At 40.6% G+C, this 26,495-nt stretch carries 26 protein-coding genes; 10 read left to right on the top strand and 16 right to left on the bottom strand.

Going from position 1 to position 26,495, the window contains the following annotated elements:
* The first annotated feature begins 15 nt into the window (after positions 1 to 15).
* Together trmA and L4F92_RS01620 are read left to right on the top strand one after the other, a co-directional pair.
* On the top strand, positions 16 to 1,110 hold the full coding sequence (gene trmA / locus L4F92_RS01625) for a tRNA (uridine(54)-C5)-methyltransferase TrmA (protein ID WP_250363962.1): 1,095 nt from the start codon (positions 16 to 18) through the stop codon (positions 1,108 to 1,110).
* Complete coding sequence (locus tag L4F92_RS01620) at positions 1,092 to 1,862, top strand: class I SAM-dependent methyltransferase (RefSeq protein ID WP_250363961.1); 771 nt, start codon at positions 1,092 to 1,094, stop codon at positions 1,860 to 1,862. Before trmA ends, L4F92_RS01620 begins: the two co-directional genes overlap by 19 nt.
* A gap of 61 nt (positions 1,863 to 1,923) precedes the next feature.
* On the opposite strand, the gene L4F92_RS01615 is transcribed toward L4F92_RS01620, so the two are convergent.
* Genes L4F92_RS01615 through L4F92_RS01605 form a run of 3 tightly spaced genes read right to left on the bottom strand, consistent with a single transcriptional unit; the run spans position 1,924 to position 3,507 of the window.
* Entirely contained in the window at positions 1,924 to 2,373 is a 450-nt protein-coding gene (locus L4F92_RS01615; protein ID WP_250364528.1) for a DUF2846 domain-containing protein, read from the bottom strand.
* 22 nt (positions 2,374 to 2,395) lie between these two features.
* Positions 2,396 to 3,004 (bottom strand): outer membrane protein, encoded by a 609-nt coding sequence (locus L4F92_RS01610; RefSeq protein WP_250363960.1) that lies wholly within the window; start codon positions 3,002 to 3,004, stop codon positions 2,396 to 2,398.
* Between the two features lie 20 nt (positions 3,005 to 3,024).
* Positions 3,025 to 3,507: a hypothetical protein gene (locus L4F92_RS01605; RefSeq protein ID WP_250363959.1), complete on the bottom strand. Its 483-nt coding sequence runs from the start codon at positions 3,505 to 3,507 to the stop codon at positions 3,025 to 3,027.
* Between the two features lie 139 nt (positions 3,508 to 3,646).
* Here L4F92_RS01605 and L4F92_RS01600 point away from each other — a divergent pair, with 139 nt between their 5' ends.
* The gene (locus L4F92_RS01600) at positions 3,647 to 4,045 is read left to right on the top strand and encodes a helix-turn-helix domain-containing protein (protein ID WP_250363958.1); all 399 of its coding nucleotides are present in this window, start codon (positions 3,647 to 3,649) and stop codon (positions 4,043 to 4,045) included.
* Between the two features lie 14 nt (positions 4,046 to 4,059).
* Here L4F92_RS01600 and plsY read toward each other — a convergent pair whose 3' ends face one another.
* The gene (gene plsY, locus L4F92_RS01595) at positions 4,060 to 4,662 is read right to left on the bottom strand and encodes a glycerol-3-phosphate 1-O-acyltransferase PlsY (protein ID WP_250363957.1); all 603 of its coding nucleotides are present in this window, start codon (positions 4,660 to 4,662) and stop codon (positions 4,060 to 4,062) included.
* A gap of 98 nt (positions 4,663 to 4,760) precedes the next feature.
* On the opposite strand from plsY, the gene folB reads away from it, so the two are divergent.
* On the top strand, positions 4,761 to 5,117 hold the full coding sequence (gene folB, locus L4F92_RS01590) for a dihydroneopterin aldolase (protein ID WP_250363956.1): 357 nt from the start codon (positions 4,761 to 4,763) through the stop codon (positions 5,115 to 5,117).
* Positions 5,114 to 6,007, top strand: coding sequence for a DMT family transporter (locus L4F92_RS01585; protein ID WP_250363955.1), 894 nt, complete (start codon positions 5,114 to 5,116; stop codon positions 6,005 to 6,007). The genes folB and L4F92_RS01585 overlap by 4 nt, the downstream gene beginning before the upstream one ends.
* Positions 6,008 to 6,067: 60 nt before the next feature.
* On the opposite strand, the gene L4F92_RS01580 is transcribed toward L4F92_RS01585, so the two are convergent.
* From L4F92_RS01580 to hemC, 7 genes are all read right to left on the bottom strand, one after another.
* Positions 6,068 to 7,600 (bottom strand): pyridoxal phosphate-dependent decarboxylase family protein, encoded by a 1,533-nt coding sequence (locus L4F92_RS01580; RefSeq protein WP_250363954.1) that lies wholly within the window; start codon positions 7,598 to 7,600, stop codon positions 6,068 to 6,070.
* 78 nt (positions 7,601 to 7,678) lie between these two features.
* The gene (locus L4F92_RS01575; RefSeq protein ID WP_250351082.1) at positions 7,679 to 9,043 is read right to left on the bottom strand and encodes a diaminobutyrate--2-oxoglutarate transaminase; all 1,365 of its coding nucleotides are present in this window, start codon (positions 9,041 to 9,043) and stop codon (positions 7,679 to 7,681) included.
* 333 nt (positions 9,044 to 9,376) lie between these two features.
* Positions 9,377 to 9,817 carry a hypothetical protein gene (locus L4F92_RS01570; protein ID WP_250351083.1) on the bottom strand — a complete coding sequence of 147 codons (441 nt, stop codon included), beginning with the start codon at positions 9,815 to 9,817 and terminating at the stop codon, positions 9,377 to 9,379.
* A gap of 38 nt (positions 9,818 to 9,855) precedes the next feature.
* The gene (locus tag L4F92_RS01565) at positions 9,856 to 11,148 is read right to left on the bottom strand and encodes a heme biosynthesis protein HemY (protein ID WP_250363953.1); all 1,293 of its coding nucleotides are present in this window, start codon (positions 11,146 to 11,148) and stop codon (positions 9,856 to 9,858) included.
* An 11-nt stretch (positions 11,149 to 11,159) separates the two neighbouring features.
* Positions 11,160 to 12,692: a uroporphyrinogen-III C-methyltransferase gene (locus tag L4F92_RS01560; RefSeq protein WP_250363952.1), complete on the bottom strand. Its 1,533-nt coding sequence runs from the start codon at positions 12,690 to 12,692 to the stop codon at positions 11,160 to 11,162.
* Positions 12,693 to 12,711: 19 nt separating this feature from the next.
* Complete coding sequence (locus L4F92_RS01555; protein WP_250351086.1) at positions 12,712 to 13,464, bottom strand: uroporphyrinogen-III synthase; 753 nt, start codon at positions 13,462 to 13,464, stop codon at positions 12,712 to 12,714.
* Between the two features lie 32 nt (positions 13,465 to 13,496).
* Positions 13,497 to 14,423 (bottom strand): hydroxymethylbilane synthase, encoded by a 927-nt coding sequence (hemC, locus tag L4F92_RS01550; protein WP_250363951.1) that lies wholly within the window; start codon positions 14,421 to 14,423, stop codon positions 13,497 to 13,499.
* Between the two features lie 183 nt (positions 14,424 to 14,606).
* Here hemC and L4F92_RS01545 point away from each other — a divergent pair, with 183 nt between their 5' ends.
* Together L4F92_RS01545 and narL are read left to right on the top strand one after the other, a co-directional pair.
* A complete protein-coding gene (locus tag L4F92_RS01545) occupies positions 14,607 to 17,099 on the top strand; it encodes a class I adenylate cyclase (protein ID WP_250363950.1) in 2,493 nt (830 codons plus the stop codon).
* A 13-nt stretch (positions 17,100 to 17,112) separates the two neighbouring features.
* Positions 17,113 to 17,742, top strand: coding sequence for a two-component system response regulator NarL (gene narL / locus L4F92_RS01540; protein ID WP_250351088.1), 630 nt, complete (start codon positions 17,113 to 17,115; stop codon positions 17,740 to 17,742).
* A 174-nt stretch (positions 17,743 to 17,916) separates the two neighbouring features.
* Here the strand turns inward: narL and cpxA are convergent, their stop codons facing one another.
* The 4 genes from cpxA to yejK form a co-directional block, all read right to left on the bottom strand.
* Positions 17,917 to 19,302: an envelope stress sensor histidine kinase CpxA gene (gene cpxA, locus L4F92_RS01535; RefSeq protein WP_250363949.1), complete on the bottom strand. Its 1,386-nt coding sequence runs from the start codon at positions 19,300 to 19,302 to the stop codon at positions 17,917 to 17,919.
* A gap of 11 nt (positions 19,303 to 19,313) precedes the next feature.
* A complete protein-coding gene (gene cpxR, locus L4F92_RS01530) occupies positions 19,314 to 20,015 on the bottom strand; it encodes an envelope stress response regulator transcription factor CpxR (protein WP_250363948.1) in 702 nt (233 codons plus the stop codon).
* A gap of 46 nt (positions 20,016 to 20,061) precedes the next feature.
* Positions 20,062 to 20,475 carry an outer membrane protein assembly factor BamE gene (gene bamE, locus L4F92_RS01525; RefSeq protein ID WP_250363947.1) on the bottom strand — a complete coding sequence of 138 codons (414 nt, stop codon included), beginning with the start codon at positions 20,473 to 20,475 and terminating at the stop codon, positions 20,062 to 20,064.
* Positions 20,476 to 20,538: 63 nt separating this feature from the next.
* A complete protein-coding gene (yejK, locus tag L4F92_RS01520; RefSeq protein ID WP_250363946.1) occupies positions 20,539 to 21,555 on the bottom strand; it encodes a nucleoid-associated protein YejK in 1,017 nt (338 codons plus the stop codon).
* 118 nt (positions 21,556 to 21,673) lie between these two features.
* Between yejK and L4F92_RS01515 the strand changes: the two genes are divergently transcribed.
* The 3 genes from L4F92_RS01515 (at position 21,674) to L4F92_RS01505 (ending at position 24,941) form a co-directional block, all read left to right on the top strand.
* A complete protein-coding gene (locus L4F92_RS01515; protein ID WP_250363945.1) occupies positions 21,674 to 21,895 on the top strand; it encodes a YejL family protein in 222 nt (73 codons plus the stop codon).
* A gap of 4 nt (positions 21,896 to 21,899) precedes the next feature.
* The gene (locus L4F92_RS01510) at positions 21,900 to 23,645 is read left to right on the top strand and encodes a DUF3413 domain-containing protein (RefSeq protein ID WP_250363944.1); all 1,746 of its coding nucleotides are present in this window, start codon (positions 21,900 to 21,902) and stop codon (positions 23,643 to 23,645) included.
* 303 nt (positions 23,646 to 23,948) lie between these two features.
* The gene (locus tag L4F92_RS01505; protein WP_250351095.1) at positions 23,949 to 24,941 is read left to right on the top strand and encodes an amidohydrolase family protein; all 993 of its coding nucleotides are present in this window, start codon (positions 23,949 to 23,951) and stop codon (positions 24,939 to 24,941) included.
* Between the two features lie 532 nt (positions 24,942 to 25,473).
* Here the strand turns inward: L4F92_RS01505 and dusC are convergent.
* Complete coding sequence (gene dusC / locus L4F92_RS01500; protein WP_250363943.1) at positions 25,474 to 26,412, bottom strand: tRNA dihydrouridine(16) synthase DusC; 939 nt, start codon at positions 26,410 to 26,412, stop codon at positions 25,474 to 25,476.
* Positions 26,413 to 26,495: the final 83 nt, after the last annotated feature.

Genomic DNA, 26,495 nt, shown 5'->3' with positions numbered 1-26,495 from the left:
TAATGAGAAGGATCAATGCAAGTTTTACCTATCGAAAAATATGATGAATTATTGGCAGAAAAACGCCAAAAATTAACCGCACTTTTCGCCCCGTTTAATGCACCAGAATTAGCTGTGTTTGACTCGCCAAAGCAACATTATCGTATGCGAGCCGAATTTCGCCTGTGGCATCAACAGGACGATTTTTATCATATTATGTTCGACAAGCAAACGCGTAAACCTTATCGCATTGACCGCTTTCCAATTGCCAGCCAGCTTATCAATGAAATGATGCAAGCCTTGCAGCCCCTGCTCAAACAGCAAGCTATTCTCACCCATCGTTTATTTCAAATTGATTATCTCAGCACCCTGAGCAATAAGATCATCGTGAGCCTGCTTTATCACAAAGTCTTAGATGAACAATGGCAGCAGGCAGCACTCACATTACGCCAAACCTTGCAACAGCAAGGTTTTGACGTGCAGATCATCGGACGCGCGTCTAAACAAAAAATTTGTTTAGATCAGGATTATGTGGATGAAATTCTGCCCGTAAACGGCAAAGATTATATTTATCGCCAAGTGGAAAACAGTTTCACGCAACCCAATGCGGTGGTAAATAGCAAAATGTTGCAATGGGCAATTGATTGCACCAAAAACAGCCAAGGCGATTTACTTGAACTATATTGTGGAAACGGCAATTTTTCTATCGCACTGGCACAAAATTTCCGTAAGGTTCTCGCCACAGAAATCGCCAAACCCTCTGTGGCAGCGGCACAATTTAACATCGCCGCAAACCGAATTGAGAATGTGCAAATCATCAGAATGTCGGCAGAAGAATTTACCCAAGCGATGAACGGCGTGCGTGCTTTTAACCGCTTGAAAGGCATTGATTTGCAAGCTTATGATTGCAACACAATTTTTGTTGATCCGCCAAGGGCTGGGCTAGATCCTGAGACAGTGAAATTGGTGCAACACTATGATCGCATTCTATATATTTCCTGCAACCCGCACACGCTGTGCGATAACCTGCAAACACTGTGTCAAACGCACCGCATTGAGCGTGCCGCCTTATTTGATCAGTTCCCTTATACTGAACATATGGAATCCGGCGTATGGTTGATCCGAAAATAGCCGTGCAACTCATTTGCGAAACCAAAAATTCGCAAAATTTCACCGCACTTTGTGAACAACAAGGATTAATCCACCACTCCAACAGCTCACTTGCCTTGGTGCAAACTGAACAAAATGGCGTTGCGCGCTTGGAATTACGCAAATTAGACGAACCCAAATTAGGTGCGGTATATGTGGATTTTGTCAGTGGCACAATGGCACATCGCCGCAAATTTGGCGGCGGTCGAGGTGAAGCCATTGCCAAAGCGGTGGGAATTAAAAAAGATTATCTGCCAACCCTCATTGATGCAACAGCAGGCTTGGGAAGAGATGCCTTTGTACTCGCCGCCATTGGTTGCCAAGTGCGTTTAGTCGAACGCCACCCTGTGGTCTATTTATTATTACAAGACGGCTTACAACGTGCTTATCAAGATGCAGAAATCGGCGCAATGATGCAACAAAATATGCAATTATTACCCGTAAAACAGATTGGCGATCTGGCTCAACAAGGCATTCAAGCCGATGTGGTTTATCTCGACCCGATGTATCCCCACAAAACGAAAAGTGCATTGGTGAAAAAAGAAATGCGCGTTTTTCAGCATTTAGTCGGTGCGGATGAAGACGCCGATGCCCTACTCACCCCCGCCTTACAAATTGCACAAAAGCGCGTTGTAGTAAAACGCCCTGACTACGCCGAATTCCTCGCTCAAAAAACACCGCACTTTAGCCGCGAAACCAAAAATCATCGCTTTGATATTTATACGGTGGTTTAGTAAGGCGATTTTAATAAAATCAAAAAAGCCATCATTCACTGATGGCTCTGAGATAAGTGCTTTATTGTGGCGAACGAGCAAGTTTTAACTTTTTGATCGCTGCTTTTGCTTTTTCTTCATCAATTTGTTCAAGGTTTGAACCTCCAACAAAAACGCCCATTTTTATATACTGACGAATAAAATAATTCTTCCCACCTTCCGTCATAATATGTAAGTCATTATTACCAAATTCTGACTCAGTAGAAATCTTATGTTTTCCCGCCGTAACTAATTTATAAAAATAGACTTTAGGTGCTGATTGTCCAATAAATTTATCATCAACATAAAGATTTTTTCTTAATCTTGCTCCAAATGTTGAATCACGATAAATATACAAGCCAGACATTGTGTTATTAGGGGTAACAAATTGTTTCGCTTGCACATCTTCTGCTTCTGAAGCCATAGGCACTTTCGCACAGCCCGTTAAAATTAACGTGCCAACAAGCATTAAAACTGAGAGGATCTTTTTCATCATATTCACCATTTAACCTTAACTAGAATAAATAGCTAATATTTAAACCGATCGTATTGCTTTTAAATTCAATGCTATTTTTCGCTTCTAACGTGACTCTGCTATAATCAAGCCCTGCAACTAAATTATCCGTAATTTTTGTTTTCACACCAAAACCGTAACTAAATCCAAACGCGCCACTATTTTCAAAATCAACATATCTAAACGCTGGATTATCTTCATTCATCGTGAAACTGCCTGCTTCTACGCCGATTTTGACATAAGGCAAGAAACGATCAAGTTGATAGCCTTGCAAATAATGTACGCCTACGCGGAAATTCTCTTTAGCGATTTCATTGCCTAAATCATCTTCTGTTTTATTATTCGGAAGGCTAATTTTTCCCTCAATAATACCAACAAAATTGTTGCCATAATCAAACATATAGCCACCAACAATACCCACGCCAACAGAACGAGAGCTAGACCCCGTATAATTACCATCATCATAGTGATAACCAAGTTCTTGTACTGGCACGGAAAAAGACTGTTTATTCAAATCAAGTGCGCCACCAATATAGAAGCCAGAAAAATTTTCCGCTTGTGCAAATAATGCTGTACTAGAAAGTAGTGTAGCCATCAAATATTTTTTCATAATATTTCTCCTATTTAGATTTATAAGTTAATTTTTTGAAGTTTTCTATGCTGTTCTTTCGGCAATGTATTAATATCAATCACAGTTAATGCGCGCTCTTTGCCATTACTTAAGGTAGCCATTACTTCCTCTGGTAAACGATACATAGCCCCTGTTAAAGGATCAATAACAATCAATCCTAATGGTCCACCTAAAGCAAAATTCCCCCAATACCAACCATCTAATGTTGCTTGAATTTCGATTGTTTCTTTTGTGAAACCTTTTTTGTCAAAAGTAATGAGATATTTTTCAGGTTTGAAGTAGCTAGAACCAGATTTTAATTTAACTACCTGTGGGGTAATTCCTTGGCTGATGATTTTTCCTTTTCTATTTGTAATCGTAAAATTCGCTCCATCAGGGACAGATTGGATAGAAACAGGATAAGTGCTTTTACTAACAATCGTAGCACAACCAGTTAACCCTACAGTTGCGACAAATAACGCAACTTTTAATAAATTTTTCATAGATAAACCTTATTAAAGATGTAAAATGTCTGTTTTTGAAACAGACGAAATTCTATAACACTCCCCTGATAATAAACCATAGATGAGGAAGACAGTTTTCTACTCATTTTGAGCAGGAATTGAACAAATGGAGCAGGTAATGGCGATACACGAAAAAATTCGATTGATACGGGAAATGAATCACTGGTCCCAAGAAGAAATGGCGGAGAAAATGAATTTATCGCCAAGTGGTTATGCAAAAATTGAACGCGGTGAAACACAATTACATTACGAAAAATTAAAGAAAATTGCACAGATTTTTGATATGGATATTTCTGAATTAGTAAGAGATGATCGCCATATTTGCTTTTTAATTAGTGAAAATAGTCAACTTAGCTCGAATTATTATGCAACAAATGAAGCGGTTACCATTGAAAATGAAAAACTCAAATTAGCATTAAGCTATAAAGATCAGTTATTAGCACAAAAAGATAAAGAGATCGCCTCGCTAAAAGAAATTATTGCATTATTGAAAGCACAACAGACTACGCAAAACTAAGTGCGGTGGTTTTTTCACAATTTTTTCTTAAATTTATTCCAGACTTTGTCTTCTTGACCGCGCCATAGGCGTTGGATGTTATCGTGGTGGCGGTAAACGAGCAGGCAGCAGACCAGTGCGACAGGAAAGGTGAATTCAGGTTTGTACCACCATACATAAAAAGGAATGGTGATGGCAGCAATAACCGCGCTTAAGGATGAATATCCCGTGAGTAAAAAGACGGCAAGCCACGTGCCAAGCATCCAAAGATCCACGCCCCAACCGATAGGGGCAATGGCGCCAAATGCGGTGGCGACGCCTTTCCCTCCTTTAAATTTAAAGAATAAGGGGAAGATATGCCCTAAACAGGCAGCCAATGCAACCATACCTAATTGGAATTGGGTTAAACCGAGATAATAACCTGCCCATACAGGAAGCATTCCTTTTAGAATGTCAAAAATAAGTACCGCTAAGGCAGCCCAACGTCCGCCAATGCGTAGCACGTTGGTTGCACCGGGATTGTGTGAGCCTGTGGTGCGAGGATCAGGTAAGCCGGCAAGACGACAAAATAAAATGGCGCTCGAAATTGAACCGAGCAAATACGCACAAAATATATAAAAAAGGGCGAAAAGGCTCATTTTACCTCCCTGAATTGTCAAGTGAAAAATTTGTTCGTCTATTGTACATAAACTTGATAGCATACGCCTAATAGTATTTCAGGAGATTGAAGAATTTTATGATAGATCGCATTTTTATTGAAGAATTGGTTGTTTTCGCTCAAATTGGCGTCTATGACTGGGAACAGCAAATCAAACAAACGTTGATTTTTGATGTGGAAATGGCGTGGGATTGTCGTCAGGCAGCGGAGACCGATGATGTTGCCTATTGCCTAAATTATGCCGAAGTCAGCGAATTTATTATCAATTATGTACAATCTAAACCTTTTTTCTTAATTGAACGCGTCGCTTATGAAGTAGCGCAGCAGCTTGAACAAAAATACAGATTAAGCTGGTTAAAAATTAAATTAAGTAAGCCCAAAGCAGTGGCACAAGCACGCAATGTTGGCATTATAGTGGAACGTGGAACAAGATGAATAAACCGTATTATGGCTATCTTTGCTTAATTTTAGCCACGTTATTTTGGGGCGGAAATTATATCTTCGGCAAAATACTAAGCCGTGACGTTGCTCCCATCGTACTGACTTATCTCCGTTGGTTTCCCGCCGCTGTGCTGTTATTATTGCTGTTTGTTAAACGTGTTATTGCTTTCGTTCCCTCAATTCAAAAAACGTGGAAAATTTTGACCGCACTTTCGTTACTCGGCATTGTGATCTTCCCTTTATTTCTTTATCAAGGCTTACAAACCACCACGGCACTTAACGCGAGTATTTATCTTGCCGTAGTCCCTATTGCTGTGCTATTGATCAATCGCCTTATTTTTGGGGATAGAATTCGGCCTTTAATGCTTGCAGGGGCAATGGTAAGTTTCTTCGGTGTATTCTGTTTATTAAGCCAAGGCGATCCACAAACCTTAGTACAATTCAATGTGAATAAAGGGGATCTATGGGCGATTGGCTCGGCATTGAGCTGGGCTGTTTATTGTTGCATTATCCGCCTACGCCCAGCAGAGTTACCCAACTCGGTGATGCTTACCTTACTTGTTGCCATTGCAATGTTGTGCTTTACCCCTGTATTTTTATGGAAAGCCTTAACTGCCAGCGAACCGATTATCAGCCAAATTTCTCCAAACCATTGGGCAATGATCGGCTATTTAGTTGTCGGCCCTTCTATTTTGTCTTACGCCTTTTGGAACTACGGCATTAATCTCGTCGGAGGCGCGAAAGGCGCAGTGTTTACCAATGTTACCCCTTTATTCGCTGCTCTGCTTGGCATTAGCGTTTTGGGTGAAAAGCTCTATTGGTATCATTTCATCAGTGGGGCATTGATTGTGCTAGGGTTACTGATGTGTAATCGAAAGGGATAAAAACACAAAAACAAAAAGTGCGGTATTTTTTACCGCACTTTTTATTATCGCTCAGAAAGATTAATCAATCGCTGGCACGTAATTACCTGCAACGATGGCCTCTTTGATGTTATCAGCGGTTTCAAGCACCTGACCAAGTAAGGCTTGTACGTTTTCCAAGGTGGCGATGGGACTAAGCGTAGTCATTTTTAAGGCTTGTACACCATTAACTTTGGTTACCCCAATATTGGCTTCGCCACGAGCAAATAATTCGTCGGCAATATTTTGATTGAGATTATCAATAAATTCCGTAGGGTAGTTCGCTGGATTTACGCGGAATAACACCGATGCGAATTGCGGTTCAACTAATAATTCTAGCCCTTTTGTTGCCTTAATGTAGTCCGCCACTTCACGAGTAAGTTCCACGCCGTGGTCAATCATTGAGCCATAAAGTTCTTCCCCTAAGGCTTCTACGGTAAACCATAATTTTAATGCATCAAAACGGCGTGTTGTTTGCAAGGATTTTGCTACCAAGTTAGGGACACCGTGTTCTTCATCGTATTCTGAATTCAGATAGTCTGCTTTGTAATCAATGAAGCGGTAGTTTTGTGGATCTTTAAGTAAGAATGCCCCACAAGAAATACTTTGGAAAAAGTGTTTGTGAAAATCAAGGGTAACGGAATCCGCCAATTCTAAGCCGTTTAGCCAATGACGATAGTCATTAGAAAGCAATAATGCACCGCCCCACGCCGCATCAACGTGTAGCCACGCTCCATACTGATCTGCAAGCTGGCGAATGTCTTGCAATGGGTCAATCGCCCCTGCATCCGTTGTTCCAGCGGTTGCCACGATACAGGCAACTAATTGCCCTTCTACGTTGAGCTTACTGAGGATATTGGCTAATGCCGTTGTATCCATTTGTGCATTTTCATTGCAAGGTACACTGATCACAGATTGAAAGCCCATTCCCATCATTGCCATATTTTTTTGCACAGAGAAGTGGGCATTTTCTGAACATAACACTTTTACACGTTGTAATGCTTCTGCGGGTAAGCCATCTTGCTGTACAGACCATTCCTTCCCTTCAGCATTTTTCCAATGTTTAGCAATACAAGCATCGCGTGCTAATAACACGCCCATTAAATTCGATTGTGTGCCACCAGAAGTGAACACACCGGCATCACCTGAGGCATACCCCACTTTTTCGCGTAACCATTCAATTAATTGCACTTCCATCAATGACCCTGCTGGGCTTTGATCCCAAGAATCCATAGATTGGTTAGTGGCATTAATAAACACTTCAGCGACTTGGCTAGCCACCATCGTCGGGCAATGTAAATGTGCCAAAGAATGCGGATGATGCACTTTCAGGCTTTTGTTTAAGAATAATTCAGTGAGGCGTGCTAAGGATTTTTCTAATCCGAAACCTTGTTGCGACGGCTGAAAAGCAATTTCTTCACGGAGCTGTTTAATACTTCCCCCCGTGTACATTTTATTATTTTTGAGCCAATTTCCTACCGCACTTATTGCCGTTGCCATATTTTTTTCATAATCAGCGATAGATTGTGGATCATTGCAAAGAAGAGATTGTTTGTGTTTTGCGAAATCGACCATTGAGAATTTCCTGAAAGATGGTTGAAATAAAAATAGCTAAATGGGACGTTGTACTATCCCATTTAGCTAGATTAATAATTAGCCACGCACGGCTTTTAAGGCATCTGCTACGGATTGAGCAAAGCGTTTGATTAATTCTTCACTTTCCGCTTGCGTGATGATAAGTGGGCAAAGAATACGCACTACATTACCACCACGACCACCACGCTCTAGCAATAACTTATTGTTAAAGCAGGCTTTTTGGATTGCGGCAGCCAGTTCACCATCTGCTGGATATGCCCCAATGCGATCTTGCGCTTGACGTTCATCAACGATCTCAATCCCGATCATTAAACCACGTCCGCGCACGTTACCGATACAAGGGAATTGCTGTGCTAATTTTTTCAATTCAGTTTGTAAGAAATCACCACGTTCTAAGGCATTTTGCGCTAAGTTTTGCTCACGCATAATTTTTAATGACGCATACCCCGTCGCCATTGCCATTTGGTTACCGCGGAATGTGCCTGTATGTCCTGCTGGTTGCCACGCATCAAATTCTTTACGAATGGCAAGCACTGCCAATGGCAAACTGCCCCCTACGGCTTTTGACATTACCACGATATCAGGTTCAATACCGGCATATTCAAAGGCAAACATTTTTCCTGAACGGCAGAAACCCGCTTGCACTTCATCAAGGATTAACACAATACCGTGTTTTTTCGTTACTTCACGGATTTTTTGTAACCATTTCACAGGCGCCGTTACCACACCGCCTTCCCCTTGAATCGCTTCAAGGATCACTGCCGCAGGTTTTACCACACCGCTTTCTACATCTTCAATAAAGTTTTCAAAATAATAGGTTAGTGCTTCTACACCCGCTTCACCACCTAGACCCAATGGACAACGGTATTCGTGCGGATAAGGCATAAATTGCACGCCAGCCATTAAGTTTTGTACGGCGTTTTTCGCATTTAAGTTCCCTGTCATAGAAAGTGAACCGTGGGTCATTCCGTGGTAACCACCAGAAAATGCGATAACATTACCACGTCCAGTGTAGGTTTTGGCAAGTTTTACTGCCGCCTCTGTGCCATCTGCACCAGAAGGGCCACAGAATTGCAGACGATATTGATCTTTCGGGAAGAAAGAAAGCAGTTCTTCAGTAAAAGCGTCTTTTAATGGCGTGGTTAAATCTAATGTGTGAAGCGGTAAACCGCTACTTAATACATCTTGAATCGCTTGGATCACCGCAGGGTGATTATGCCCAAGCGCTAATGTTCCTGCACCAGCTAAGCAATCAAGATATTCATTACCTTCAACATCCGTTACCCAACAACCTTGTGCTTTGGCAATGGCTAATGGCAATTTGCGTGGATAGCTACGCACATTCGATTCCATTGCATTTTGGCGGTTGAGATAATATTCATTGGTTGCGTTGTTGATTGGATTTACAGGCGTGTTTGTCATGCTAATCTATACCTTCAATAAGAGGTTAAAAAAATAAGTCGGGTGCCTTGCGGGATAACGCGATTTCTGTTGTCCTCATTCTGCGTTATTTCGCCTTGCCTGAGAACAAAATAAATACGCGTTATAAGCCTAAGCTTTCTTATTCTTAAAAATAAGATGCCATGGGGCATTTTGACTCGCTACTTATTAAAAAAAGCGTTTCAGCTTTTTTATTTTTCCTAATTGGAAAGTTGGAAGTTTGTAAAGCGGAAGCCTTACAAAAGACGGCATATAGTACCCTTTTTTGCTAGAAAGAAAAGTGATTTTTATTGATTTAGGCAAAATAATCAAAAATTACACCGCACTTGTTCTTTTCCAGTAAGTTTTCTGAGCAAAAACACATTTATTCGAGGTGTGTTTGATTTCATCAAGTTCAATTTTCCATAAGTCAGTATTCATCAAACGGGCAAAGGGATAACGCGCGTAATAGCGCTTAAGAGCAGACTGGCGGGCATTTCCATCAAGCAATATGGCACGACCTTTAAACTGCACGCCTTCAATCTCGCTTACTTGATCGGTTTGTGTAGCAATCGTACCAACGACCTGCTCACTTTGTTGCATTATTTGTGCGTGCTGCGTATTAAGAGAAGAAAAGAAAATCAGGCTGACATTCTCATTATCAAGCACATAAAAGCAGTTTGCTGCCCAAAAATCCTGTGTGTTATGAACAGCAAGGCTCATCACCGTTTGCTGTTGTAAAAATTGTGCAATCTTATGAGGAAGGGTTATCATCATATAAAAGAATGCCCTGAAAACAGGGCATTCTGCTTAGCTTAAAGGTTTTTTGTTTCTGCCGTTTCAACAAGTGCGGTAGGATTTTCTGGCGTTTTTTCATTTTCTTCAGAGGCTAAGTTTTGCACCGACATTGCGGATTTCAAACTTTCTTGCTGAAGTTGTTTAGCCAGTTCATTTTCACCGTTTTGCTCAAAGGCATAGGTTGCCATTGTAATATCATTCGGCTGAAGCTGGGTTTTATCTGCGATCACTTTCTTAAATGCTTCGCTTGCCTTAGCAAAATCGCCATTACGCACATATAAGTAACCTAAGGCACGGTTTGTGCAACAACAAGATTGCTCCTTACTTTGTTTTGCCCGTTTTTCCATAATTTTCAGCAATTTGCTGTTATCTACGGGTTGAACACGGGTAATTTGCGAGCAAAGTTGTTGTGCCAGTGGGTTGTTGTCATCCACTTTTTTCAAGGCTTCTAAGATCAATTTATAGGCAGTTTCGTGATCATCACTATCAATCAGGCGACGAATAAGCCCAATTTTGACATACAGATCATTTTGTCGTTTACGTGGTTGATCGTCCCACCATTTAAGCAAGCCATCGACGCCTTCTTCATTCATTTTTTCGTCAAGTAAGCCATCTTCTACGCGATGTTGCAAGCTCGTAAATTCTTTATCTGAATAGATCCCTGAATTTTCCACTTGATCCAAAATTTTATCCAACGCTTCAAAGGCGTGCGATTTTAAGTAGATCTCAACTGCCAGTTTTAACACTTCTTTATTGCGGTGGGTCATTACTAACAAGCTATCAATGGCACTGCGTGCGGCAGGCAATTTATTTTGCTGTAACAAAATTCGCGTACGCGCAATCTCAACAAGTAGGTTATCTGTGCCAGCCAATTCAGTGGCTTTAATTAAGTAACGATTGGCGCTAAATTCATCGCCACGCTGTTGTGCTGCTTCTGCTGCTTTAATAAAGTTTAGGATTGGCTCATCAGAATGTTTGGCATTTTTACCAATTAATTTTTCAGCTTTAGAATATTGCCCTTCGTCCATTAACATTAACCCTTCAAGCGTTTGTTTTTGTGCTTTAAGGCGTTTACGACGAGAGAACCAGCCATAAGTGCTGTTACTTAAACGACAGAATTTTGTGATGATCCACTCAATACCATATACCACCGCCATTGCAATCACGAAGAAAATCACAAGGGTGGTGATTGACATTTCAATGCTGTATGTGCTGGTTTCAATTAACACATAGCCTTGTTTGCCCGATAGATAAGGGCCTGCGATTAAGCCGGCAAGTAACACCAGCATTAAAAATAGGGTTCTAAACATTGCTATTTCCTCTACTGTTGTTGTGCTTGGTTTTGCTCAGATTTGTCTGCATTTTCCACCGCACTTTGGTTTTCCACGGCAGTTTGGTTTTCACTCGGCTTTTCACTTTGATTTTCATCGCTTTGCGTCGCATTGCTTTCTGCATTCACCGCTGAAACCTGTTGTGCTGGCGCGGCATTTTCTGTTGTGTTGCTACCTTGCGCGCTTTCCCCTTTGGCATCCTGCGCATTTTCTTTCGCCACCTCTTTATCTACGGAAAGCTCAATTTTTTGCACCTCTTGCGAAGGCTTATTAAGCAATTTATCTAATAAATTTAAACTAGTTAACTGCGTTGGCACATCAACATAAATAGACTGTTCCGCCAACTCATCCACTTCTTTAAGAAAATTTTGTACCACTTCAGTATTGGTATCAAAATAACTTCTTACCCAAGAGGCCACGGTTTCTAGAGATTGTTTATATAAATCATTTTGCTGACGTGGTACTGCCATAATCGCTAACTGTAAACGCAAACGGATATTTTCACGCAGGTAAATATCTTGATTAGGTGCTAACAATGCTTTGTTATCCGCATTTTTTGGCGTAATACGAATAAAATGATTTAAAAAAGAAGTGGCACTTTTTTCTGCATTTTCTTTCCAATCGTCCCAAGAGCCACTCAATTTATCATTATTTTCATTGGGTTCATCGAAATTCACATTGAGTACGCTCAGTTCATCAACATTATTCGCAAGCTGAGACAGGTGCTGCATAATGGCATTTTGATCAATGTTATTGACTGAAAGCAACTGTTTTAAATCGCTATTAATTGCGCTACGAACATTGATCACGCGTGGGTCAGAGACTTTACTTAAGGTTTCATCCGCTACTTTTAATAAAGAAATTGCGGTATCCACATCATTATCTAATACCAATTTGCGTAATGCGTTGTTTAATAAGAAATCAGCTTCGGACAGCAACCAATCATTTGGCTGCGCCGCTTTTTGCGCATTACTTAATGTATTTACTTGATTTTGTAAGGCGGAGATTTGCTGTTCCTTAATTTCTACCATTTTTTCTAATGCGATTAATTTTTCATTGGTAGATTGGCTTGTTTGTGCAAGCTGAGCGATTTTGCTTTGATCTTGTTTTAATGCACTTAAGTCAGCGTCAGTGAAAGTTTGGCTATGGGTTGAGAGTGGTTTTTGTGCTTCCAACGCCGTTAATCTTGCTTGTACACTGGTTAGATGTTGCTCTGCAAAATAATAACCCGCACCTCCTAAACCCAATGCAACTAATAACGCTAAAATCGCCACACCTGTACCGCCTTTTTTAACAATCACGGTTTCTGGTTTAGCTGGTTCATTGTCCGTTGTAACTTTTTCTGGTGATGGTTGCATAGGTTCTTCCTTTGTCGGTTCAGGGGGGGCTTGCTCGTTTTTCACCACTTCATTTTCTTGTTCAGAATTTTCAATTTGAAGGGAATTTTCCACAGGTTCGACAGATTGTGCTGTGCTTTCCACAGCAGGGGTTTTATCTGTTTTTTTTGCGTGATGTTTAGCCATAATTTATTCCTTATGATTATTAAAACTCGTTAAATTGCAATAAAGTATCGCACAAGGTTGCATTATCTGCTCGTGGTGAAAGACTCACCTTTTCCCAGCCCATTTCAAAGGCAACGCGTTGAATTCGTTCACTTACCGTTATTAAGTGGCAAGACTTTAGCCAATTATGTTCATTTTTGGGGACAAAATCTAGCAATAAACGCAAAATTTCTTTGCTGGTCGCAATGATTGTTGTAATGCCAGCTCGCTTAAACATACTGATTTGTTCTAAAGGGTCATAAACTAAGGGCTGTCGCTGATAACATTCCAGAGTTTTAATTTTAGCCCCTCGCACGCTGGCTTGCTCTGCAAAAAAAGCTCGCCCACCATTACCCCGTAAAATCAAAATGGTTTTATCTTGCACGTTTTTCATTGCTGATAAAGAAAGCAGACCTTCACTTGTTTCTTGCTGAAAAGGATAATGAATACACTGTTCTGTTTGACTACAAAATGCCTGTGCGGTTCGCTGTCCAACGGTAAAATACTGTAAATCTGCCCGCCATTGAAAGCCAGCTTGTTTAAGGCTTTCAGCGCTATAAGTTACCGCATTTTGCGATACCACGAAAACATAATCCCCCGCATTGAGTTGATTGAGCTGAGAGGGCAAATCATTAAGCTCACGTCCGGCTTGAATAGAAAAGAGCGGAAAATGAATGGCTGCGATGCCTGCCTTTGCCAACATTTCCACCAGTTGTTTGCCCTTTTCATCAGGGCGCGTAACCAACACTGCCATTGGGTTTTCCTTATCGTTGTAAAGGTGAATAATTACACACCAAGGGCTTGTAAAATGTTATCTGCCCCTTGTTTTAATAAGCTTTCTGCGACTTGAATACCTAATTCTTGCGCATTTTCCACCGCACTTTTACCTTCTGCACGGATAATTTCACTCCCATCTGTTTTCCCCACTAACGCTTTAAGATAAAGCTGATTATCAGAAATCACCGCATACCCCCCGATTGGCACTTGACAACCACCTTGTAGGTGATTATTCATCGCTCGCTCAGCTAACACACAGGCAGTAGTTTCTGGATCGGCAAGTGGTGCTAACAGGGTTTGCACTTCTACATCATCAACACGGCATTCAATGCCAACTGCCCCTTGCCCTGCTGCGGGTAAGGAAATTTCCGTATCAATGAAAGAGGCAATACGCTCTGCCATTCCTAAACGAATTAATCCCGCTGAAGCAAGAATAATCGCATCATAATCACCATTGTCTAATTTACTTAACCGTGTCCCCACATTTCCTCGTAAAGATTGAATGGTCAAATCAGGCCGTAACGCATTAAGCTGACATTGACGGCGTAAACTTGATGTCCCCACCACAGCACCCGCAGGTAATTCCTCTAAAGTGCGGTAAGAATTTGACACAAAGGCATCACGGGGATCTTCACGTTGGCAAATAACACTTAACCCTAAGCCTTGTGGGAATTGCATTGGCACATCTTTCATTGAATGCACGGCAATATCGGCTTCGCCCTTTAATAGGGCATTTTCTAATTCTTTGACAAATAAGCCTTTTCCGCCAATTTTCGCCAGTGGCGTATCTAAAATTACATCGCCTTTGGTTACCATTGGCACAAGCTCAACACAAAGTGCGGGATATAATTGCGTTAAACGATCTTTAATATAATTCGCTTGCCATAATGCTAAAGGACTACGGCGGGTTGCGATTTTGATTAGTTTTTTTGTCATCATTATGCAAAAAATAAGCGTAGAAACATTAGGGCTTATCCTATCATTGTTGCCTCAAAATGTCAGTTTTCATTTAATTTTTTTGCTTTCCGATAAGGCAAATGATAGAGTAATACTTCAATTTCTTTGTATGAAATTCGAGGAAATTGTTCATTTATCACTCCCTCTTTCCTAGGATATAAATTGAATTACGATATTAATAGTGCGAAACAACAAGTGGAATATCTCGACAAATTACGTTTTGAACGCGCAATTTCAGGCAGTTCAGCTCAATTTAGTCAAGTTTTTCAAACGATTACCTTGTTATTGCACCTCAATCATCACACGCTGCCGGGCTATATCAAAAATGCCCCAGCAGGGATTGTTGATTTTGTTTTATCGGATTATCAACAAGCCTATCTTTCCGCGCATTTTGAGTTAAGTGAGCAAGAAATCGAAAATTCGCCATTTTCTCACCGCACTTTCTTTCCCGTGCTTGGCGTGTATGTAATGGGCAGCATCGCTTCAATTAGCCAAACATCAGCTTCAGACTTGGATATTTGGGTTTGTCACCACCCACAAATTAGCCCAGAAGATCGCCATTTATTAAGCCAAAAAATGGACGCCTTACAGCAATGGGCATTAACCTTAGGGGTGGAAATTAACTTATATTTAATGGATCAAAACCGCTTCCGCTGTTTTCGTTACGCGGATCCGTTAACGGCAGAAAATTGTGGTTCGGCACAATATATGCTATTGCTAGATGAATTTTACCGCTCCGCCATTCGCCTTGCCGGGAAACCCTTATTATGGCTACATCTGCCCGTAGAAAATGAAAAAGACTATGAACAAGAAGTGGCACGTTTAATCAAAGAAAAACGTATCGATCCTAATGATTGGGTGGATTTTGGTGGCTTAGGGGCATTTTCTGCCAATGAATATTTTGGTGCGAGTTTGTGGCAACTCTACAAAGGGATTGATTCACCTTACAAATCTGTGTTAAAAATTTTGCTGCTAGAAACCTATTCCGCGGATTACCCAGGCACTTACCTGATCGCCCAAGAATTTAAAGCGCGCTTACTGAATGGCGATAAAAAACATCACTTTGATCCTTATCTTACAATGCTTGAGCGAGTAACCAATTATTTAATCGGACTCAACGATTTACGTCGCTTAGAATTTGTTCGCCGTTGCTTTTATATTAAAGCCAATGAATACAGCCATAATGTTCCCAAACACAGTTGGCGTTTAGCCCAATTACAGAACCTAGCCAAAACGTGGGGCTGGTCAAAAGAATTGGTACAAGAGCTAAATCAGCGCGCCTGTTGGAAAATAAAACGCGTAAAAGAAAGCCATAATAACTTAATTAAATTCTTAATGTTTAGTTATCGGCATTTAGTACAATTTGCCCGCAAATATAAGGTAAATTCCAGCATAATGCCGCAAGATATTAGCATTTTAACTCGTAAACTTTATACGGCATTTGAAGAATTGCCGGGTAAAATCACCTTACTCAATGCAATGATTTCTTCTGATTTATCGGAAAAAAACATTACCTTTATTGAAGTCAAAAACAACCGTCATTTCAAAGCAGGTTGGTACTTAGTAAACCAAACGCCTGATGTCCAAGGATTTGAACAGCCACGCTACATAGAATATAGCGAAAATCTCAATAAATTGGTTTCTTGGGCATATTTCAACCGTTTACTGACCCCAAAAACAGAATTACACATCTTTAGCCCAAATGTAACGCTTGCAAAATTAAGGCAATTCGTTACCGATTTACGTTTATCTCTGCCCACAGTGGTGGCCGCGGCAAGTAATGAGGAATTAAATCATAACTGCGAAATAAAAAGCTTAGTCGTTTCCATTAATCTCACCAAAGACCCAACGGCACATTTATCTGAGGCAAAAACCACCATCGTCGCCAATGATTTATTTAGTTTTGGACCTGATGAAGAAAGCCTAGTAGGAAGTATTGATTTAACTTATCGCAATTTATGGAATGAAATTCGTACCCTGCATTTTGAAGGGCCAAATGCCATTTTATTGGCATTAAAAGTGCTTTCTAACAAAATTTATCGTGGTTCCACCTCGCCACAAAGCGTAAATGTATTCTGTTATAGCAAATATTATCAAAAAACCTTACGAAATATTGTTACCGCATTAATCAACAAATGTATCAATATCCAAGTCGGTGTCAGTGATGTGCCACAAAATAATTTATTGCGTGTTGCAGGAAAAAACTGGCAATTTTTCTTTGAAGAACGCGGCATTAGCTTGCAAGAAATCCACACCCCACCTTTGATTAGTAACGAGGATTTCAATGTAGAGGTACAAGAAGTCATCGACAATAAAGAGGAAAACCACAAGCACAAAACATACCCCTATGAAATTGACGCCTTTGCCAGCGAAGGTTTTTTACAATTTTTCTTTGAAAATAACTTGGATAAGACATTTAATGTCTATATTTTAGACGAAGCTAACCGAATTGAGATTTATCGTAACTGTGAAGGCGAAAAAGAACAGAAAATTCATGAGATAAATCATATTTATCAATCAGCAGGCTTGGAGGGAAATAATAATCCGTATAAAATTGTGCAACGAAATTTTAACTATCCACAATTTTATCAATTATTACCAAGCGAAAGTGGCGTCAAAATTGTCCCATTTTATAGTCGTTTGGTGTCATCATAACTAGGGGAAACTTATGTTGGATACAATGAAAGTGTTGCTGATTGACGATCACCCACTGATGCGTCGTGGCATAAAACAATTATTGGAATTAGATGAAACATTTGAAATCGTTGGGGATGCCGGCAGTGGTGCAGAAGGAATTAACCTTGCCTTACAAACCTCACCAGATTTAATTGTGCTTGATTTGAATATGAAAGGGCTATCAGGGTTAGACACGCTCAAGGCATTACGTGAAGAAAATGTCGATGCTCGCATTGTTATTCTTACCGTTTCCGATGCCAAAAATGATGTTTTCACGCTGATTGATGCGGGTGCAGACGGCTATTTATTAAAAGATACCGAACCCGATCTGTTACTTGGGCAAATTAAACGTATTGCTCAAGGAGAAGTGATTTTAAGCGATTCAATTAAAGATTTACTACTAGAACAACGCCCCGAACAAGATCCGATTTACACCCTTACGGACCGAGAAATGGATGTGCTACGCCTGATTGCAACGGGCTTATCCAATAAACAGATTGCCGCACAACTCTTTATTTCAGAAGAAACCGTAAAAGTGCATATCCGTAACTTATTACGCAAACTCAATGTTCACTCTCGTGTGGCCGCCACCGTGCTGTATTTTCAGCATAAAGGGGCATAAAATCACGCAACAAAGAGCGGTAAAAGATCCGCTCTCTTTCTTCAATACTTTACAAAAAAGCACCGCACTTATTTTTCTTACGATAAATCAAATTATGCAAACTAATTAGTGCGGTTGAAAATTTTAGAATTTTTATTTCTGAAATTTATGGCATACAAAAGTGCTAAAGAACATTTATTGAGAAATCCATAACGGCAGTTTGATCACAACACGCAAGCCACCAAGGTGGCTTGGTTCCGCCCATACTTTTCCTTGATGTTCACGGATAACATTAGCGACAATCGCAAGCCCCAGCCCTGTTCCCCCGGTTTCGCGGGTTCTGGCTTCATCAATGCGATAAAATGGCTTGAAAATATTTTCATATTCATTGGCTGGAATACCCGCGCCGTTATCATCAATGGCAATCACCATTGCATTCTCTTCAATAAAGATTGTTGCTTCAATTTTAGCGTGCGTATATTTCAACGCATTGCGTAAGATATTTTCAATGGCACTGCAAATTAACCCTTTATTTCCATTGAGGTAATATTGGCTCGGCTTATGAATCAGTTGTTTGACTTTGAAGGATAATTTTTTCTGTTCCGCTTCAAAACGGCTATCTTTAATAATATCGTGCCAAATTTCAGTGATGGGGAAAATTTCTCGTAGAATATGGCTATTTAGCTGCTGACGTGAAAGTAACAGCAGATCATTAATCATTTCATCAAGACGTACCGCTTCTTTTTCGATGCGGGCAATTTCTGCGCTGCTATTGATTCGGCGACGTAATAAGGCTAGCGCCAGTTGCAAGCGGGTAAGCGGTGTTCTTAGTTCGTGTGAAATAGAGGAAAGTAGGGTTTGTTGATTAGAAAGTTGATCGTCTAAGGCAATCGTCATTCGATTGAAACTTTGCCCCACTTGACGTAACTCAATAGTGCCTTGCGTTTCAAGGGATTTATCCACTTTAAAATTGCCTAAAGCAACGGCATTTGCCGCTTGCTGTAAATGTCTCAACGGTCGCCCAATACTTCGTGAAAGCCACCAAAGTAACGGGGTGGAAATTAACATAATAAATAAAATGAGAATATAAGGGCGGTCAAAAATATAAGACAGAACTTCTTTTTGCGGATTAACACGGCTGACAAAATAGAGGGTATAAGGCACATCATTGTCTAAATTGAGGTGTACGGTAAAAGGCCCGGCAATCTGAATATCATAAAAGTTTTTTTTCAGCGGTTTTAATGTGCTTACGGTGTGGTACATAAATTGCTGAATAGAGGCAATTTCTTCCTTTCTTGCGCCAAGAATATTGCCATTTTTATCTGCCAAAACAGGGTGAATGTCGTCAAATTTGTCCATAGGGATAACTGGCACGCCAGAAATAATATGCGCCAGTTGTTTATTCCGAATGGCGGTGGCGATTTCACCGTAATAACCCGAAACTTCTTCATTGCCAAGTTCCGTGTAAATACGCGCATCAAAATAAGGCAGTAAAAAAATCAATGCGAGGAGAAGCGCAAAGGCAAGCCAGAATAAGGCAAAAATTCGCATTGATAAGGTATTAAGAAACGTTAATTTCATTTTGCTTGAAGTTATTTCGAGGCAACAAGAAGATAGCCTTTGCCTCGCAAGGTTTTGAACCAAGGCGAATCGTCATTTCGTGGTGGGAGTTTTTTCCTTAGATTTGACATATGCATATCAATAGCACGATCAAACGGTGTCAGCGGTTTACCTAGGATTTCCATACTCAAATGCTCACGAGAAAGAATTTGCCCCGGATTTGCGATAAGGGTTTGTAATAAAGCAAATTCTGTGCCGGTAAGTTCGAGATTTTTATCCTCATAAAGCACTTGCTGACGTCCGGGATAAAGCGTGAGACCACAAAATTCAATTTGTTGATTTTCTTCTGGTTTGCTTTCATTCACGAAATTTACCAGTTCAGTACGGCGTAAAATGGCCTTAATTCTTGCCACTAATTCACGATCATTGAACGGCTTTGGTAAATAATCATCTGCACCTAACTCTAAGCCGATAACGCGATCAATTTCATCGCCTCGTGCTGTGAGCATCATTACGGGGGTAGTGAAATGCTGCCTAATTTGTTTTAGGGTTTCAATGCCGTTTAACACGGGCATCATTATATCCAATAAAACAAGGTGATAGCTGTTATCCAATTTGTCTAAGGCTTTTTTACCATTGTTTGCGGTATCTACTTCAAAGCCTTCTAGCTGAAGTAATTCCGCCAGAAGTTCCACAAGTTCAATATCATCGTCCACTAATAATAATTTAGCCATTGCGTTTGGTCCTTATAATGAAGTGCGGTGTTATTTTGCCGAGTTTTTATTTCCAGAACTGCCACCAGTGTTTGTGTTGGCTTTCTGGCGCGTCAATCACCACATTATTGATTTCTTTTTCTCCCGCTGTTGGCAACGGTTTATCTAAATCAAGGTGAGTGACCACACCTTGTTTATCAAAGTTTACGATAAAGGTATGTTGTTCCGGTGCTTGGTAAGCCTTTTGGATAATGAAAACATAATACCAAGTATTATTGCTAAATGGATCGATTAACACCGGCGTCCCTAATAAGTATTGTACTTGTTGCTTATTCATTCCCACTTTGACTTGATCTACCGTGGCAGCCTCAAGGTAATTTCCTTGTGGCACATCAATACGATAGACCACTTTGCTTACGGTGGAACAGGCCGTTACGCTGAATGCTAACATTGCCGCGGTAATAAGAGTTTTTAACTGCATATTGGTTACCTTTTATTCTTTAATAATTGGGGGATAATACCTAAACTTCGTCCTATTGCCAAATTAATTCGCGCCTTTTAGCCAACGTTGTAGTTGATCACGCAAATTCGGTGGCAGCCCTTTAATGGTGAGCGTATCACCCATTTCATCCCAGATGACACGTTGGTTAATCAGCTCTGCGTCAAAGCTAATGGTTACCCCTTTGCCTGAGCCAGAAAACTTGGTTAAGCCTTTCAAAGCAGAACGGACTGGGGGAATATGTTCCTCCAAGCCATAATCTTGCGTTTGCGTAAAATCCACAAAAGACTGTTCATTTAGAGTAGGCAGACTGTCGGAAAGTTCCCGCAATTCAATTTCTTCGCCTGCACTCATTTGCCCTTTGCAATACTCAAACACTTGCTTTTTCACCGCTTGGGATTGCTCATTATTTAACTCACCTTGCTCGCAATAATCGTTCACTGCTTGCAATAAACATTGATTTTGCAGTTGTGGATTTAGCCCTTCTTCTGCCTGTAAGAAATCCATAAAAAAGTCGGCAATTTTCCGCCCGACTTTGCCTTTAATAAAGGTGAGATAGCGGTTAGAACTGGCATCAATATGCAAATCCGTCAGGTTAATGCGTGCGGCAATATCAAATTGAGTAAGATCCAAATATTGCGTACGATGAATTTCTAGGTTTTCATCCACCAACATACTGGCGCGGCTGTCTAGCAAGGCGATAAACAAATAATCCGTCGCTAAAAAATTGTATTGACACAACACGAATGTACCACTATCTGCAAAGTTATATTTCCCTAATTCCTGTGCAAGCTTTTGTGCAGATTGGTGACTAAAAGGCAGAAAATCTAAGTCATTTTCAAGAAAACGATTAAGATTTTGGGCAAATTCTGAGGCTTCTTCAAATACACCATAGGCTTTTGCTTTATTTTGATAACCTTGATGTAAATGCAGCATCATTTGTTCTACTTCAGGGCTAATTGGCAACCGTTCATTACGCAGTTGCACATCAAGTTGAATGGCGTCTTCTTGTTGGTGTTTTACCAATTGGTGCAACACAATTTGCTTAACCGTAATACTCATTTTTTAATCCATATTTATAAAAATAAATTTGTACGATATTATAACCGCACTTTCGGCGAAAATATGCTAGCATACGCAAAATTATTCTCAGCCTTCAAATTTAACAACAATATTCATTATGGCGAAACAATCAAAATTCCAAGATAAACACGTTGATACCTTATTAAATGAACTGATTGCCGTGTTTGAAAAACATCAAACGCCGGTAGATTTATCCTTGGTTGTACTGGGTAATATGGTGACCAATGTACTTACCCATAATATGGGGCAACAGCGACGTATCGCGCTAGCGCAGGCCTTTTCTGATGCGTTAATGAGTTCTATCAAAGAGCAAAAATAATACGATGTTTGGCATTAAAACAAGCAAACAATATCGTGAAAACACCTCGCGAAAAATCGCTTGGGGGCATTGGTTTGCTTTTTTTAATATCCTTTGGGCAATTGTGATTGGCGCACGTTATGCCTTTTTGATCGATTGGCCAGACACGCTTTTTGGCAAACTGTATTTTTTCATCAGTTTATTAGGGCATTTTAGTTTTATTGTGTTTGCCTTGTATTTGCTGATTATTTTTCCGCTCAGTTTTATTGTAAAAAACAACCGCACTTTCCGTGGGCTAAGTGTGATTCTCACCACCATTGGGGCAACCCTATTATTAGTGGATACAGAAGTTTTTGCGCGCTTTAATTTTCACCTTTCTTCACTCGTGTGGAATTTATTGGTAAATCCAGACAATGGTGAGCTTTCCCGCAACTGGCAACTGTTCTTCGTGCCGATGCCGATTATCTTATTGATTCAAATGCTGTTTTCTCGCTGGTCTTGGGAAAAATTGCGTAGCCTTGAACGGCAAAAATGGCTTAAAGGCGTGGGGGTATTCTTTGTTTGTACCTTTATTGCCACCCACTTAATTTATGCTTGGGCAGATGCATTTATCTATCGTCCGATCACGATGCAAAAATCTAATTTTCCGCTTTCTTACCCGATGACTGCGCGCTCTTTCTTAGAAAAGCACGGTTTCTTAGATAAAAATCAATATAGTCAAACCTTAGAACAAGAGGGACGACCTGAAGCCTTAAAGATCGATTATCCTAAATCGCCATTGCGCTTTGCCCCAGTTAATCCAAGCAATATTCTGATCATTACCGTATCTGGACTACGTTATGATGCAATTAGTGCTGAAAAAATGCCACAGCTGAGCGCCTTTGCTGAGCAAGCAACGCAATATCTCAATCATTACAGCACGGGCAATAACAATAACACCGCCTTAACGGGCTTGTTCTACGGATTGACGGCGAATTATACCGATAGCTTATTAAGCAACAAAACGCCATCCGTGCTAATTAGCACGCTCAAGCAAGAAAAATTTGCTTATCAACTGGGATTATTTTCCAGCGATGGCTTTCACGCCAGTTTGTTAAGCCAGAATTTGTTTAATCAACAAAAATTAGATCACAATGTCCATAGCAACCGAACAAGCGTGCAACAATGGCATAATTGGTATGCAAAACACAATACAGAAAAACCTTATTTCAGCTATTTGAGCCTGACCATTCCGCAAGGGTTAAATGAGACAGCCTATGCGCTTCAACTGAATGAATTAGATGGCTTGCTAGATGGCGTATTACGCGAAGTCAATCGCCACGACACCCTTATTTTAATTACCGCTGAAGAAGGCTATCATTTCACCTCATTAAGTGAAAAACAGCAAAGTAATTATTTCGCACCAGAAGAAATTCACGTCCCGCTGATTATTGCGTGGCAAGGGTTAGAACAAGGGCAGGTAAAAAAACTCACTAGCCACACAGATATTTTGCCTACATTAATGACACATTTATTTGGCGTGCAAAATCCTGCCTCTGATTATGCGCAGGGAATGGATTTGTTTAACCCCGCATTACGCCGCAGTTGGGTACAGGCAGGAAATTATCGTTGGAATGTGATTGTTACCGCTGATGGCACACAATATCATCTTGATCGCCGTGGAAACTACCAAGAATACGACCGCACTTACCAAAAAACCACCTCACGCACGCCACCGCTTGGTTTGTTCTTAGAGGTATTTAATCAAGATAATGCTTTTTTTGAAAAATAAAAGGAAGACAAATTAAGCAACCAATAGTTAAAACCAATTATATTTTTACTATTGAAGCGCTTATACTATCGCCCCAGTAAAGGCATTTCGCCTTTTTTATTATTCAAATTCATCTGGACAAAATAGAATGTTATTAAGTAAAAATCTGCGAATTTTTCATAACATTACACCACACACCACAAATCAAGAGGCTCATCACTTGAGCGCAAAGCAATTTTCTCTTAATAACACGATCCCACTGTATTGGGATTTTTTCATCTCTAGCCTATTGTCCGCCTCGCTTTCATTATTACGGAGAAAATTATGCGTAATCACGTTCGTAGCTTTAAAACCTATATTCGAGACGAAATTATCAAAAAAGGCGGCTGGGTCAATTCACACGCTCACGCTGACCGTGCGTTCACAATGACGCCAGAAAAAATCGGTATTTACCACAGCAGTAATTTGCAACAAAAATGGGATTTAGTGGACGAAGTAAAACGCACCTCCACCGTAGATGATTACTACGCCCGCTTTTGCCAAGCCATTGAATTAATGATCTCGCAAGGGGTAACCGCGTTTGGTACTTTTGTGGATATCGATCCCATTTGTGAAGATCGTGCCATCATCGCCGCGCATAAAGCGCGTGATGTGTATAAACACGACATCACTTTAAAATTCGCTAATCAAACCCTAAAAGGCGTGATCGAACCCACCGCTAAAAAATGGTTTGATATTGGTGCAGAAATGGTCGATATGATTGGTGGCTTGCCTTATCGCGATGAACTAGATTACGGACGCGGTCTTGAGGCGATGGATATTTTGCTTGATAAAGCCAAATCGCTCGGCATTATGTGCCACGTCCACGTTGATCAATTTAACACCCCGAAAGAAAAAGAAACAGAGCAACTCTGTGATAAAACCATTGAACACGGTATGGAAGGGCGCGTGGTTGCCATTCACGGTATTTCCATTGGCGCACATTCACGCGAATATCGCTACAAACTTTACGAGAAAATGCGCCAAGCCCAAATGATGATGATCGCCTGCCCAATGGCGTGGATTGACAGTAATCGTAAAGAAGATTTAATGCCCTTCCACAATGCCCTCACCCCCGTTGATGAGATGATCCCAGAAAACATCACCGTTGCCATTGGTACAGATAACATTTGCGATTATATGGTGCCACTATGTGAGGGCGATATGTGGCAGGAACTTAGCCTACTTGCCGCAGGTTGCCGTTTCCCTGATTTAGAGGCGATGGTAAACATTGCCAGTATCAATGGACGAAAAGTGTTGGGCTTAGATGCGGCTTAGACGTGACTTAGGCGTTTAACCTTCACGGATAAAAATCCTCCTTGCCTAGGAGGATTTTTGCTTTATTAGCCTTGCCTATTTTTAATAGTGCGGTGGGACTTTCAAGCATTTTTACCCCGCAACGTAAATTTTTCTAGGGTGTATCCCAGAATAATGGGGTTAAAATAGACAAAATTGCCTACAATATAAGGAAAATTACTTGACAATAAGTAAAATATTCCTAAACCATTTAACCAAGTTTTGCCAGATTTTAGGATTGTTAGACTATGAAGTCGTTAGCGTACCAAATAGTGATATCCCCAAATATCGTAAGTGATTGACACAATAAAAACCTTATTCAATGACAAAGACACCGCGCCAATTTTAGAATGCACTTCTAATGATATGATCGTTTAAAATGAAAATAAGACAATACGACAACAACCGTGGTGTACAGGTAGCACATAAGAGAGCGGGTAACGCCGTATTATTTTTTATTTGAAATGACGATAAATGGGATGATGTTGGTGATGTAACGCAAAGTACAAACGACTTACTTTATTTGATCTAACCTTTCGCGTAATGCTTCTGCCGTTTGACAGGTTTTAATATACTCAAACAGCACACTGGCTTGCGGGTAAGATTTTTTCAGATATTGTAACCATTGCTTGGTGCGGGCAATATGATAAAAGCCGGTATCTTGTAGGTTTTCAATATGAGCATAATGGTGTAGCAAAGGCATAACACCTGTTTCCCAATCTAATTTAGCGTGATTAAACTTCACCACTCGGCTTAAATTTGGAATGGTTAATGCGCCACGTCCTATCATCACATCTTGGCAACCTGTTATAGCAAGGCAATCTTGTGCATCTTGCCAGTCCCAAATTTCACCATTTGCGATCACTGGAATGGTTAAACGCTGGCGAATTTCAGCAATTTTCTGCCAGTTGATTTTTTCTGCACGGTAACCATCGGTTTTGGTGCGTCCGTGAATGGTGATTTCTGTGCCACCGCCTTGTTGTACCGCATCAGCAATGTCAAAGGCGTGCGCATCGCTATCCCACCCCAAGCGTACTTTAACGCTCACCACTTGTTCTTTCGGTAATGCTTCGCGTAAGGCTTTAGTGGCTTGGTAAATCAATTCAGGTTGTTTCAGCAATGCTGCTCCGCCGTGGCTACCATTAACGGTTTTAGAAGGGCAACCACAGTTAAAATCAATGCCGTGCGATCCTAATTCTGTTGCCAATATGGCATTTTCTGCGAGCCATTGAGGATGTTGTCCGAGTAATTGCACTCGGACAGGTGTCCCCGCTGAGGTGCGCCCACCTTGCTTTAATTCTGGGCAGAGGCGATAGAATGTTTTTTCAGGTAAACGTTGATCCACCACACGCACAAATTCTGATACGCAGAGATCATAGTCATTAATTTCAGTCAGAAGTTGCCGCACAAGCGGATCAAGCACGCCCTGCATTGGTGCTAAAAAAACTCGCATTTTTACTCGTTATTAGGCTATTAGTTTGATGAAAAATAAAAAAATGCTGAATTTTTCACCGCACTTTGTTTCTTCAGCACAAT

The organism is Avibacterium sp. 21-595 (genome assembly GCF_023611905.1).
Lineage (GTDB): Bacteria > Pseudomonadota > Gammaproteobacteria > Enterobacterales > Pasteurellaceae > Avibacterium.
The sequence above is the reverse complement of the archived record's forward strand: the minus strand, read 5'-3'. Positions and strand labels throughout refer to the sequence as shown.